This is a genomic window from Streptococcus oralis (assembly GCF_003943395.1).
Taxonomy (GTDB): Bacteria; Bacillota; Bacilli; order Lactobacillales; family Streptococcaceae; genus Streptococcus; species Streptococcus oralis_BF.
Genome location: NZ_RJPJ01000011.1, coordinates 35,051 through 48,641, shown reverse-complemented (window position 1 = coordinate 48,641; position 13,591 = coordinate 35,051). Strand labels below are relative to the sequence as shown.

Genomic DNA, 13,591 nt, shown 5'->3' with positions numbered 1-13,591 from the left:
ATCTAAAACAGATGCGTTTTTTATTTAATCTTAGTTCAAGTGCCAGATATCTTCGTTATACTGAGCAATTGTACGGTCAGATGAGAAGAATCCTGCTTTGGCAATGTTGACAATGACTTTATCCAACCATGCGTCACGGTTTTCGTAGTCAGCAAGCATTTGCTCTTTCACCTTGATATAGTCTTCCAAGTCAAGGAGAGTCATGAACCAGTCTTTGTTGATCAATTCGTTGTAAAGACGTTCCAAGCGTTCTTTCTTACCTACTGCAAGAACAGCATCGCTAACGATGAAGTCAACCAATGGTTTGATGGCTTCACGAGCGTAGAATTCGCTTGATTTGTAAGCTGCTTTTGCGTAAAGGTCGATAACAGTTTCTGAATCTTCACCGAAGATGTAGATGTTTTCGTCGCCAACCAACTCAGCGATTTCCACGTTAGCTCCGTCCATAGTACCAAGAGTCAAAGCTCCGTTCAACATGAATTTCATGTTACCAGTACCTGAAGCTTCTTTAGAAGCAAGTGAGATTTGTTCTGAGATGTCACATGCTGGGATAAGGAAGCTTGCTGCAGTAACGTTGTAGTTTTCAACCATTACGACTTGCAAGTGTGGAGCTACTGCTGGATCGTTTGCAATCACTTCTGACAAGCAAAGGATCAAGTGAATGATGTCTTGGGCGATTGTGTAGGCAGGAGCTGCTTTACCACCAAAGAAGACTGTGATTGGACGAGCAGGGATGTTACCAGCCTTAATATCAAGGTATTTGTGGATGACATACAAAGCGTTCATTTGTTGGCGTTTGTACTCGTGAAGACGTTTGATCTGGATATCAAAGATAGAGTTTGTATTGATTTCCACACCTTGGTGTTCTTTCAAGTGACGAGCCAATTTACGTTTGTTGTGAGCCTTGATACTTTCCAATTTTTCTTTGACAGCAGCCTTGTCTTCGTATGACAAGAGTTTTTCAAGCTCATCTGCTTCATGGTGCCAACCACGGCCAATAATCTCATCCAAGTAGTGAGACAAGCTTGGATTAGCATGCATGAGCCAACGACGGAAAGTGATACCGTTCGTTTTGTTGTTGAATTTTTCTGGGTAGATGTCGTAGAAAGCTTTCAACTCTGAGTTTTTCAAAATCTCAGTGTGAAGAGCCGCAACCCCGTTAACACTGTATCCATAGTGGATATCCATGTGAGCCATGTGGACACGTCCACTCTCATCAATGATTTGAACAGCCGGATCTTTGTATTCTGCTTTTACACGACGGTCCAATTCTTTAATGATTGATACCAAGTGAGGAACCACTTCTTCCAAGAATTCAAGAGGCCATTTTTCAAGGGCTTCAGCAAGGATTGTGTGGTTAGTGTAGGCAGTCATGCTACGAACGATAGAGATTGCTTCATCAAGCTCGATACCACGCGCAGTCAAGAGGCGGATCAATTCAGGGATCACCATTGATGGGTGAGTATCGTTGATTTGTACAACTGCATAGTCCGCAAGGTCATGCAAGTTGCTTCCTTTTTCGATTGCTTCGTCGATGATCAATTGTGCACCGTTTGACACCATGAAGTATTGTTGGAAGATACGGAGCAATTCACCTTGCTTGTCGCTGTCGTCTGGGTAAAGGAAAAGAGTCAAGTTGCGAGCGATATCCGTCTTGTCAAAGTTGATACCATCTTCGATGATAGAAGAATCAACTGAATCCAAGTCAAACAAACGCAAGCGGTTTTTAGTAGCTGTCTTGTAACCAGGTACGTCGATATCGTAAAGAGTAGATGTCAATGTGAAGTGTGCGAATGGCACTTGGTAGCTACGGCTTGAGCGAACCAACCAGTTTTGCTCTGTCAACCAAGCATTAGGAATCGTTTCTTGTTGGTTGTTTTTAAGAACTTGTTGGAAAAGACCAAAGTGATAGTTCAATCCAACACCGTCACCATTCAAACCAAGTGTAGCGATTGAGTCGATAAAGCAGGCAGCCAAACGTCCCAAACCACCGTTACCAAGTGATGGTTCCAATTCGACTTCTTCAACTTCGATCAAGTCTTTACCTGCAGCTGCAAGTTCTTTTTTCACATCGTCATAAAGACCAAGGTTAATCAAGTTGTTTGACAAGAGTTTACCGATCAAGAACTCAGCTGAGATGTAGTAAACTTTTTTCTTACCAGTGTTGACTGGTTTTTGACTGCTAGCAAGCTTGCTGTAGTTGAGAAGAGCAAGGTAAAGCTCTTCATTGCTACATTCTGCAATGGTTTTATTGTAATGCTTTTGTACAAATTCTTTTAATGGTAACATTTTTGTGTCTCCTGATATTGTCTTATTTCTTTAATTCTACCAAATTTTCATTAATTCGGCGATAAATTGTAGTCAAGTCAAGCAAAGTTTCTTCAACAGCTGGTGTCAATTGGTCTGCTGTCATACGCCATGACCAGTTTCCACCAAGAGTAGATGGGTAGTTCATGCGAGCCGCCTCATCTAGTTCTAGCAAGTCTTGCATGGTTGCAATAGCCATGAAGCTCACTGATGAAAATACTGTACGAAGCATTGCATGCGGCACTGTTTCATACTCTTTACGGTTGGTGTAACGCGCCATGTACTCACGAGTTGGATCATCGATCTCATTACGGTACCAACCAAGGACCGTATTGTTATCATGTGTTCCTGTGTACATAACAGAGTTGGCAGGTGCCAAGTGTGGGCTATCGATGCTTTCGTCTTCTGGATTGAAGGCAAATTGAAGAATCTTCATTCCTGGGAATCCAGTGCGTTCACGCAACTCGATGACTTCATCTGTCATGAAACCAAGGTCTTCTGCGATGATGTTTAGCACACCAAGCTCTTCCTTAACGGCTGCGAAGAGTTTGTAGCCTGGACCTTTCACCCATTTACCAGGTGCCGCTGTATCGGAACCAGCAGGAATTTCCCAGTAAGATTCGAAACCGCGGAAGTGGTCGATACGAACGATATCGTAGATTTTGAAGCTTTCGCGCAAGCGTTCAATCCACCATTTGTAACCGTCTTTGTCCATTGCTTCCCAGTCATAGATTGGGTTCCCCCAAAGCTGACCAGTGGCAGAAAACTCATCTGGTGGGCATCCTGCGATGCAAGTTGCTTTACCAGTGGCATCTGTCTTGAAGAGATGTGGATTTGCCCACATATCGCTTGAATCTTCCGCTACGTAGATTGGCATATCTCCAACAATTTCGATGTGGTTGTCGTTAGCGTAGGCTTTCAATTTCAACCATTGTTGGAAGAAGAAGTATTGAGTCACACGGTGGTAAACCAACTTGTCTGCCAATTTCTCACGGTAGCTTTCAAGTGCTGAAGCTTTACGAGCACGAGCGTCTGCATCTGGCCATTCTGTCCAAGCAAGATTGTCAAAATGCTCTTTGATAGCCATATATTCTGCGAAGAGTTCGAGCCATGATTGGTTGTCTTGAGCAAACTTCTCAAAAGCTTTGACGTCTCCCACTTCCAAGAAACGTTTAACTGCCTTTTCTAAAAGCGGACGACGTGCGTAATAAATCTTCGCATAGTCGACTTCAGATGCATCGCTACCAAAGTCAACACCTTCAAGGTCACTAGCTTCAAGCAAGCCTTGCTCTACCAAGATATCAAGGTCGATAAAATGCGTATTCCCAGCAAAGGCTGAGAATGATTGGTATGGAGAATCTCCATAGCTTGTTGTCCCAAGAGGGAGGATTTGCCAGTAGCGTTGCTTGGTACGAACCAAGAAATCGACGAAATCATAGGCAGTCTGACCAAATGATCCAATCCCGTAAGCTCCTGGCAGAGAAGAGATGTGCATCAACACACCACTTTGACGTTTTTTCATAATAGCACCTCATGTGTTTGTTATAAAACGTTGCGCAATCAAGGCGCAAACCTTTGCGTTAAGTTAAGTGTAGCGTATTTCAAAGACAAATGCAAGCGTTTTTAAAAATTTTTTTGAATTATTTTTATCTAACTAAAACTTATTCCCACTGATATTTTACGAAATAAGCGAAAAAAATTTTAAAGATTTTCTGATTTAAGATAATTCATTCCCAATATCTGCTCTATTTTCTGAAAAACCGAGCCGAATTTACGCAATCGTTTTCCTAATATATTTTCAATTCAAGAGAAAGAAAGATTTAAAGTTTTTTCCTATATAATAAGGGCATTGACAAATGTTTGAAACCTTAAAATTTTTTTAAAAAACTTTTTAAAAACGCTTGCAACCGTTTTCTATTTGTGCTATACTAAGCTCATAAAAGAAAACGTTTGCGTTTTCTAAATAAATTATACTGTTATTCTTTAGGAGGAATACACTATGTCATCTAAATTCATGAAGAGCGCTGCTGTGCTCGGAACTGCTACTCTCGCTAGCTTGCTCTTGGTGGCTTGCGGAAGCAAAACTGCTGACAAAGCAGCTGATACTAGCTCTTCAGAAGCGAAAGAAATCACTTTCTACGTTGAAGACCAATATAAAGCCTTTGCTGAATCAGCTGCAAAAGCTTATGAAAAAGAATCTGGCGTAAAAGTTACCATCAAAACAGGAGACCAAATGGGTGGTCTTGATAACCTTTCTCTAGACAACCAATCTGGTAAAGCTCCTGATGTTATGATGGCTCCATACGACCGTGTAGGTAGCCTTGGTACTGACGGACAACTTTCAGAAGTTACTCTTAGCGACGGTGCGAAGACAGACGATAAAACAAAATCACTTGTAACTGTTGGTGGTAAAGTCTATGGTGCTCCAGCTGTCATCGAATCACTCGTTTTGTACTATAACAAAGATTTGCTTAAAGAAGCTCCTAAAACATTTGCTGATTTGGAAAACCTTGCTAAAGACAGCAAATACGCTTTCGCTGGTGAAGATGGCAAAACAACTGCCTTCCTAGCTGACTGGACAAACTTCTACTACGCATACGGACTTCTTGCTGGTAATGGCGGTTATGTATTTGGCCAAAACGGTAAAGATCCTAAAGATATCGGACTTGCAAACGACGGAGCAATCAAAGGTATCGAATACGCTAAATCTTGGTACGAAAAATGGCCTAAAGGTATGCAAGATACTGAAGGAGCTCCAAACTTAATCCAAACTCAATTCCAAGAAGGTAAAACTGCTGCTATCATCGACGGACCTTGGAAAGCTCAAGCATTCAAAGATGCTAAAGTAAACTACGGTGTTGCGACTATCCCAACTCTTCCAAACGGTAAAAACTATGAAACATTTGGTGGTGGTAAAGCTTGGGTTATCCCAGCAAGCACTAAGAACCTTGAAGGAGCTCAAAAATTTGTAGACTTCCTAGTTTCAACTGAACAACAAAAAGCATTCTACGATGTAACAAACGAAATCCCAGCTAATACTGAAGCTCGTACTTATGCTGAAGGCAAAAAAGATGAGTTGACAACAGCCGTGATTGAACAGTTCAAGAACGCTCAACCAATGCCAAACATCTCTCAAATGTCAGCTGTTTGGGACCCAGCTAAAACAATGCTCTTTGATGCTGTAAGTGGTAAGAAAGATGCGAAAACAGCTGCTAATGATGCTGTAACATTGATTAAGGACACAATCAAACAAAAATTTGGTGAATAATTGATTTGTTCAAGGGGGGTGGAAGCAAAATCCCCCTTTGAATTTATAGATACGCCTATTATTATACGTACGTATCTTACGATTGAATCCGAGTTTTATCTCGCATCCTATGAAAGGAGTAATCATGGAAAAACAACAGCCTCGCAAAGCAGCCTTGCTGTCAATCATTCCTGGTTTAGGACAAATCTATAACAAACAAAAAGCTAAAGGATTTATTTTCCTTGGTGTTACTGTCTTATTTGTTCTGTATTTTCTAACACTTGCAACCCCTGAATTGAGCAATTTGGTCACTCTTGGTGACAAACCTGGTCGTGACAATTCACTTTTCATGCTGATTCGTGGTGCTTTCCATTCTATCTTTGTTGTCGTTTACTTGCTCTTTTATATCTTTAATATCAAGGACGCACATACAACTGCTAAACGTATCAACAACGGTATTCCTGTAGCTCATACCTTCAAGGATATGATTAAAGGTATTTATGAGAATGGATTCCCATACCTTTTGATTATCCCATCGTATGTAGCGATGACATTTGCGATTATCTTCCCAGTTATCGTAACCTTGATGATCGCCTTTACCAACTATGACTTCCAACACTTGCCACCAAATAAATTGTTGGACTGGGTTGGTTTAACGAACTTCACAAATATCTGGAGCTTGAGTACCTTCCGTTCAGCCTTTGGTTCCGTTCTTTCTTGGACCATTATCTGGGCTTTATCTGCTTCTACTTTGCAGATTGTCATTGGTATCTTTACAGCAATCATTGCCAACCAACCATTTATCAAAGGAAAACGTATCTTCGGTGTTATTTTCCTTCTTCCTTGGGCAGTTCCAGCCTTCATCACTATCTTGACATTCTCAAACATGTTTAACGATAGTGTCGGAGCGATCAACACTCAAGTCTTGCCTCTTTTGTCTAAGGTCCTTCCTTTCCTTGACGGTGCTCTTATACCTTGGAAAACGGACCCAACTTGGACTAAGATTGCCTTGATTATGATGCAAGGTTGGCTAGGATTCCCATATATCTACGTTTTGACCTTGGGTATCTTGCAGTCTATTCCTAACGACCTCTACGAAGCAGCTTACATCGATGGTGCCAATGCTTGGCAAAAATTCCGCAACATCACTTTCCCAATGATCTTGGCTGTTGCAGCTCCAACATTGATTAGCCAATACACCTTCAACTTTAACAACTTCTCTATCATGTACCTCTTCAATGGTGGAGGACCTGGTAGCGTTGGTGGTGGAGCCGGTTCAACTGATATCTTGATTTCATGGATTTACCGTTTGACAACAGGTACAGCCCCACAATACTCTATGGCGGCAGCTGTTACCTTGATTATCTCTATCATTGTCATCTCTATCTCTATGATCGCATTCAAGAAACTACACGCATTTGATATGGAGGACGTCTAAGATGAATAACTCAATCAAACTCAAACGTAGACTGACTCAAACCCTCACTTACCTCTACTTGATTGGCCTATCAATCGTGATCATCTATCCACTTTTGATTACCATTATGTCAGCCTTCAAGACTGGTAATGTCGTAGCCTTTAAACTAGATGGTAACGTCGACTTTAGTTTTGATAACTTTAAAGGGCTCTTCACCGAAACCTTGTATGGTACTTGGTACCTTAATACTTTGATTATTGCCTTTATTACAATGGCTGTACAAACTAGTATCATTGTACTTGCAGGTTACGCCTACAGTCGTTACAACTTCTTGGCTCGTAAGCAAAGTTTGGTCTTCTTCTTGATCATCCAAATGGTGCCAACCATGGCCGCTTTGACAGCCTTCTTCGTTATGGCCCTTATGTTGAACGCCCTTAACCATAGCTGGTTCCTCATCTTCCTCTACGTCGGTGGAGGTATCCCGATGAATGCTTGGCTCATGAAAGGCTACTTCGATACCGTACCAATGTCTCTAGACGAATCTGCAAAACTAGATGGTACCGGACACTTCCGTCGCTTCTGGCAAATTGTTCTCCCACTTGTTCGCCCAATGGTGGCTGTACAAGCTCTATGGGCCTTCATGGGACCTTTCGGAGACTACATTCTCTCTAGTTTCTTGCTTCGTGAGAAAGAATACTTTACTGTTGCCGTCGGTCTCCAAACCTTCGTTAACAACGTGAAAAACATGAAGATTGCCTACTTCTCAGCAGGTGCTATCCTCATCGCCCTTCCAATCTGTATTCTCTTCTTCTTCCTACAAAAGAACTTTGTTTCAGGACTTACAAGTGGTGGCGACAAGGGATAATATATCCCCGCCACCCTTTTTCATTTTGGATCTTGCTTGTAAAGTTGAAAGATTAGACACAAGACCACAAATAGTAGCAAAATCCGCTTTTCAAAAAGCAATTTATCTACTAGACTTGAAATAAAGTACATTTCTCTATATAATAATACTCATATAGAAAACACTCTTAGAAAGATGCCTATGCTTCCATATCCATTCTCGTATTTCTCTAGTATCTGGGGATTTCGTAAGCCCCTATCAAAACGTTTCGGCCTCAACTGGTTTCAGCTTCTCTTTACTAGCATTTTCCTCATCAGTTTGTCTATGGTTCCAATTGCCATTCAAAACAGCTCGCAGGAAACCTATCCACTGGATACTTTTATCGATAATGTCTACGCTCCATTGACAGATGAAGCGATCATGGACTTGTCAGAGAATGCACAAAGCGTTGATGGAAAGCTGAACTATGCTGGAACTAAAAATCAGCAAGCTTCTCTTCTGATTGGTCCAAGTCCAAGCAAAGAATTGCCAAAGGATTTGCAACTTCATTTTGATACTGAAGAACTCATCATCAGCAAGGAAAGCAAGGAACTGACCCGCATTCGCTACCACGCCATTCAAACGGAGAGTTTCCAGAGTAAGGAAGCTTTAACCCAAGCGATTTCTAAAGACTGGTACCAGCAGAACCGTGTCTATATCAGTCTCTTTCTCGTCCTTGGTGCTAGTTTCCTCTTCGGCTTGAATTTCTTCATTGTCTCTCTTGGAGCTAGTCTTCTCCTTTATATCACCAAAAAATCACGCCTCTTTTCATTTAGGACCTTTAAAGAGTGCTACCATTTTATCTTGAACTGTTTAGGATTACCAACTCTGATTACGCTTATTTTGGGACTTTTTGGCCAAAATATGTCAACCCTTATCACTGTACAGAACATTCTTTTTGTTCTTTATCTGGTCACTATTTTTTACAAGACACATTTCCGTGATCCAGATTATCATAAATAGGAGATTTTTATGCCCGTTACGATTAAAGATGTGGCCAAGGCTGCAGGTGTCTCACCTTCAACCGTAACCCGCGTTATTCAAAACAAATCAACAATTAGTGATGAAACCAAAAAACGAGTTCGCAAGGCTATGAAGGAACTCAATTACCATCCCAATCTCAATGCTCGTAGCTTGGTAAGTAGCTATACTCAAGTTATCGGTTTGGTATTGCCTGACGACTCAGATGCCTTCTACCAAAATCCTTTCTTCCCATCTGTCCTACGAGGGATCGCCCAAGTCGCATCTGAAAACCACTATGCTATTCAGATTGCAACTGGTAAAGATGAGAAGGAGCGTCTCAATGCCATCTCACAAATGGTCTATGGGAAACGTGTCGATGGTCTAATCTTCCTCTACGCCCAAGAAGAAGATCCACTAGTGAAGCTCGTAGCGGAAGAACAGTTTCCTTTCCTCATCCTTGGAAAATCCCTCTCACCCTTTATCCCACTTGTCGACAATGATAATGTCCAAGCCGGCTTTGATGCGACAGAGTATTTCATCAAAAAGGGCTGCAGCAGAATTGCCTTTATCGGAGGAACCAAGAAACTTTTCGTTACGCAAGACCGTCTAAAAGGTTACGAATTAGCGCTTAAACAACACCAACTTTCGATTGATACGAACCTGACCTACTTTGCAAATGAATTTCTAGAAGAAAAAGGTTATCAATTCAGCAAACTCCTATTTAAGCATGATCCGCAGATTGATGCTATCATCACAACCGACAGCCTTTTGGCTGAAGGGGTTTGCGACTACATTAGTAAGCATCAGTTAACTGTTCCTGTCTTGAGTTTCGACTCTGTCAATCCACGACTCGACCTAGTAGCCTATGTCGATATCAATAGTCTGGAACTTGGGCGAACATCATTTGAAACGATTTTGCAGATTATCAATGACGCGAAAAATAATAGACAGATTTGTTACCGTCAGTTAATCGCCCACAAAATTATCGAAAAATAAAAACCAGCTCCAGAGCTGGTTTTTTCATGTCTAATTGTCTGTTTCTACAAATCGTCCTAGGATGTGGACATTTTCGGATACAGAGACGAAGGCTGTCGGATCAACTTGTTTCATGATGTGTTTAAAATCATTAAACTCTGCTCGTGTGATAACCGTAATCAAGATTGCTTTTCTCTCATGATTATAGGTTCCTTCTGCATCGTGGATCATGGTAGCGCCTCGGTGCAATTTTTTATGGATTTTTTCGATTACCTTGTCAGGATTACTGGTCACAATCATGGCCTGCATCCGTTTTTGCTTGGTAAAGACCGCATCTGTCACACGACTGGATACAAAAATGGTAATCATGGAGTAAAGGGCGTATTTCCAACCAAAGGTCAACCCAGCAATCAACATGATAGTCCCATTGACCAGGAAGGAAATACTGCCGACATTTTTCCCCGTTTTCTTGCGAATGGTCAGACTGACAATATCTGTACCTCCACTGGAAATACTATTGCGCAAAGCAAAGCCGATTCCCAAGCCCATGACAACACCCCCAAAGAGAGCATTGATAATGGGATCCTCTGTCAGCGTCACAACGGGCACAAACTGGATAAAAAGGGAACTCATGGATACCGTGATAAAGGTAAAGACTGTAAATTTATGTCCAATCTGATACCAAGCCAAAATCATCAGCGGGATATTAATGGCATAAAAGGTTGCGGATACTGGTAAATGGAAACCAAACCAGTGAATGCTCAAACTGGAGATAATTTGCGCCAAACCTGTCACACCACTCGAATAAACATGCCCTGGTTGGAAAAAGAAATTGACCGCAACTGCTGATAGAAAACCGTATACCAGAGAAGCAGAAATCTTCTCATCATATTTTTCCTTAGAGATGCTTTGCAACACACGCAACATCTTTATCTGATAAGCAAAGCGGCGCAGATAATAGCGCCACCGCTTAATTTGTTTTGCTTGTTTCATCTTCTTCTACTCAATATTTCAAACTTTTAAGGCAGAGGGTTTCAATTGAATCTCTAGTTCCTCTAGTTGTTTGAGAGCGACTGTTGATGGGGCTTGTGTCATTGGGTCGGTTGCCTTGTTGTTCTTAGGAAAGGCAATGACTTCACGGATATTTTCTTCTCCTGCAAGCAACATGACAAAACGGTCAAGACCGATAGCCAAACCACCGTGTGGTGGGAAACCATAGTCCATGGCTTCAAGAAGAAAACCAAACTGGTCATTTGCTTCTTCAGCTGAGAATCCAAGAGCCTTGAACATACGTTCTTGAAGGTCTTTTTGGTTGATACGAAGACTACCACCACCAAGCTCATAACCGTTCAAAACGATATCGTAAGCAATGGCACGAACCTTAGCCAAATTACCTTCTAATTCGTGAGCCGTTTCTTCCTGTGGAAGGGTAAATGGATGGTGGGCACTCATGTAACGGCCTTCTTCTTCTGACCATTCAAACATTGGCCAGTCAACAACCCAAAGGAAGTTAAATTTATCATTATCAATCAAGCCAAGTTCTTTGGCAATACGTCCACGAAGGGCACCAAGAGTTGCATTAGCTACTTCAATCGTATCTGCTACAAAGAGAACTAAATCCTTATCTTCAAGGCCAAGAGCTGTCGACAAGTCTTCTTGGATGCCAGTCAAGAACTTAGCAACTGGTCCGTTTAATTCTCCATCCACAACCTTGACCCAAGCAAGACCTTTGGCCCCGTACTGCTTGGCTACTTCGGTCATCTTGTCGATATCTTTACGTGAATAGTTGTCCGCAGCACCTTTGACCACAATGGCTTTTACAGCAGGTGCTTCTGAAAAGACTTTGAAATCAACACCCTTGACAACTTCTGTCAAGTCCTGAAGCAACATGTCAAAACGAGTATCAGGTTTATCAGAACCGTAAAGAGCCATCGCGTCATCGTACTTCATACGAGGGAATGGAAGTGTTACTTCGATGCCTTTTGTTTCCCTCATCACGCGCGCAATCAAGCCTTCTGTGATATCTTGGATTTCTTGCTCCGTAAGGAAGGATGTTTCCAAGTCGACCTGGGTGAACTCAGGCTGACGGTCACCACGCAAGTCCTCGTCACGAAAACATTTGACGATTTGGTAATAGCGGTCGAAACCAGCATTCATCAAGAGCTGTTTGGTAATCTGTGGGCTTTGAGGAAGAGCGTAGAAATGCCCTTTATTGACACGAGATGGCACCAAATAGTCACGCGCCCCTTCTGGCGTTGATTTAGAAAGGAATGGCGTCTCCACATCGATAAACTCTAACTCATCCAAGTAGTTACGGATAGAGTGGGTCACCTTAGCACGAAGCTTAAGATTTTCCAACATTTCTGGACGACGAAGGTCAAGGTAACGGTAACGCAAACGTGTATCGTCATTGGCCTCAATACCATCTTTAATCTCAAAAGGCGTTGTTTTAGCTGTATTAAGCACTGTCAAAGCTGTCACGTTCAACTCAACCGCACCAGTTGGCAATTTATCATTGGCTTGCTCACGCGCAGCGACTTGTCCAGTCACCTCGATAACAAATTCGCTACGAAGGCTTTCAGCTGTTGCCATAACCTCTGCAGATACTTTTTCAGGGTTGATAACCAACTGCATGATCCCTTCACGGTCACGAAGGTCGATAAAGATCAAACCACCCAAGTCACGACGACGGGCAACCCATCCTTTCAAGGTAATTTCTTGTCCGATGTGTTCCTCACGAACACGACCAGCATACATACTACGTTTCATGTTTTCTCTCCTCTTTTATTCTGTTACTATTTTACCATAAAAGCGCAGTCTCTTCATGAAAATCAGCAGAAAAGTTTGATTGCCTTTAGAAATCAAAACGAACAGACAAAAAATCCGATGAAAACGTCATCGGATTCTCTGATTATGATTCTTAACCTTTTTTACGCTTTTCAGCAATCTCAGCTGCCTTTTTAGGTAGAACAATCTCCGTCGCATAAGCCGAAGCAAAACGCAAGACACCTGCAATAGGCGCAAAGACAACTGCTAAATAGTTGTAAAAGAAGTCGCCTTTAAAGGCATAGGCAAGTGCCCCGATGATAAAGAAGAGAACGATTGCCTGTATCACTGCTAATAAAATTACTCGTTTCATGTGACCTCCTGACTCTATTATAGCATGAGTATCATCAAAAAGCCGATTAAATTATTCAAAGCGTGTAAAGAAATGCTATAAAGAAGACCTTTTCGACTCACATAAGCCAGTCCCAAACTCAATCCCAGACTGGCATAAACTAAAAACTGTTGCAAAGTTCCTGGAAAATGAATCAAGGCAAAAAGCACACTCGATACGAGGAGAAACAGAGCTGTCTGTTTGCTGTTGTTCTGCTTAGGAAAGAGATAGCGCGCCAGCATCCCTCTATAGATGAGTTCTTCCGTCAGAGGAGCAAAGACCACCACCATAAAGAAACCAAAGACAGGCTGAGCCACTGTCAATTGAGATACGATTTGTTGATTGACCGACGGATCATCCGGCAAAAAGAACTGGGCTGTAATCGCCACTAGCAAAACCAGGGTTGGTAACCAAATGAAACGATTAAAAACCGTCGTCTGGATGCTAACCTTTTGTGTCTGATACCATCTGTAAACTCCATAAACATAGGCCCCTGACAGGGCAACATAAAGTGGCAAGACTCCAAAGATTGAAGCCCCTAGTCCAAGAGCTGATAAAGCCATACTCTGAACTAGACCATAACCAAAGAAAAAGGATAGAACAGCTAGAAGAAACCAGCCAAGGTTTTTAAGTAAGTTCATA

The 13,591-nt window shown here is 41.9% G+C and carries 11 protein-coding genes; 5 read left to right on the top strand and 6 right to left on the bottom strand.

The genetic code is table 11. The features are described from left to right. Positions 1-30: 30 nt before the first annotated feature. Both glgP and malQ read right to left on the bottom strand, forming a co-directional pair. Positions 31-2,289 carry a glycogen/starch/alpha-glucan family phosphorylase gene (gene glgP / locus D8802_RS08725; RefSeq protein ID WP_125395555.1) on the bottom strand — a complete coding sequence of 753 codons (2,259 nt, stop codon included), beginning with the start codon at positions 2,287-2,289 and terminating at the stop codon, positions 31-33. A 22-nt stretch (positions 2,290-2,311) separates the two neighbouring features. Further along, positions 2,312-3,829, bottom strand: a complete 1,518-nt coding sequence (gene malQ, locus D8802_RS08720; protein ID WP_125395554.1) for a 4-alpha-glucanotransferase — start codon at positions 3,827-3,829, stop codon at positions 2,312-2,314. A 477-nt stretch (positions 3,830-4,306) separates the two neighbouring features. Between malQ and D8802_RS08715 the strand changes: the two genes are divergently transcribed. The 5 genes from D8802_RS08715 (at position 4,307) to D8802_RS08695 (ending at position 9,813) form a co-directional block, all read left to right on the top strand. Then, entirely contained in the window at positions 4,307-5,575 is a 1,269-nt protein-coding gene (locus tag D8802_RS08715; RefSeq protein WP_125395553.1) for an extracellular solute-binding protein, read from the top strand. Between the two features lie 124 nt (positions 5,576-5,699). Further along, complete coding sequence (locus tag D8802_RS08710) at positions 5,700-6,992, top strand: sugar ABC transporter permease (protein ID WP_185758221.1); 1,293 nt, start codon at positions 5,700-5,702, stop codon at positions 6,990-6,992. Between the two features lies 1 nt (position 6,993). Further along, entirely contained in the window at positions 6,994-7,836 is an 843-nt protein-coding gene (locus D8802_RS08705) for a sugar ABC transporter permease (RefSeq protein WP_125395551.1), read from the top strand. Between the two features lie 180 nt (positions 7,837-8,016). Next, positions 8,017-8,817, top strand: a complete 801-nt coding sequence (locus D8802_RS08700; protein ID WP_125395550.1) for a DUF1189 domain-containing protein — start codon at positions 8,017-8,019, stop codon at positions 8,815-8,817. Between the two features lie 9 nt (positions 8,818-8,826). Continuing rightward, the gene (locus D8802_RS08695) at positions 8,827-9,813 is read left to right on the top strand and encodes a LacI family DNA-binding transcriptional regulator (protein WP_084925290.1); all 987 of its coding nucleotides are present in this window, start codon (positions 8,827-8,829) and stop codon (positions 9,811-9,813) included. Between the two features lie 30 nt (positions 9,814-9,843). Here D8802_RS08695 and D8802_RS08690 read toward each other — a convergent pair whose 3' ends face one another. The 4 genes from D8802_RS08690 to D8802_RS08675 all read right to left on the bottom strand — a co-directional run bounded on the left by D8802_RS08690 (position 9,844) and on the right by D8802_RS08675 (position 13,590). Continuing rightward, positions 9,844-10,785, bottom strand: coding sequence for a YitT family protein (locus tag D8802_RS08690; protein ID WP_125395549.1), 942 nt, complete (start codon positions 10,783-10,785; stop codon positions 9,844-9,846). Between the two features lie 18 nt (positions 10,786-10,803). After that, the gene (gene aspS, locus D8802_RS08685) at positions 10,804-12,561 is read right to left on the bottom strand and encodes an aspartate--tRNA ligase (protein WP_125395548.1); all 1,758 of its coding nucleotides are present in this window, start codon (positions 12,559-12,561) and stop codon (positions 10,804-10,806) included. Positions 12,562-12,712: 151 nt separating this feature from the next. Continuing rightward, complete coding sequence (locus tag D8802_RS08680) at positions 12,713-12,931, bottom strand: hypothetical protein (protein WP_125395547.1); 219 nt, start codon at positions 12,929-12,931, stop codon at positions 12,713-12,715. A 17-nt stretch (positions 12,932-12,948) separates the two neighbouring features. Beyond that, a complete protein-coding gene (locus tag D8802_RS08675) occupies positions 12,949-13,590 on the bottom strand; it encodes a CPBP family intramembrane glutamic endopeptidase (protein ID WP_125395546.1) in 642 nt (213 codons plus the stop codon). Position 13,591: the final 1 nt, after the last annotated feature.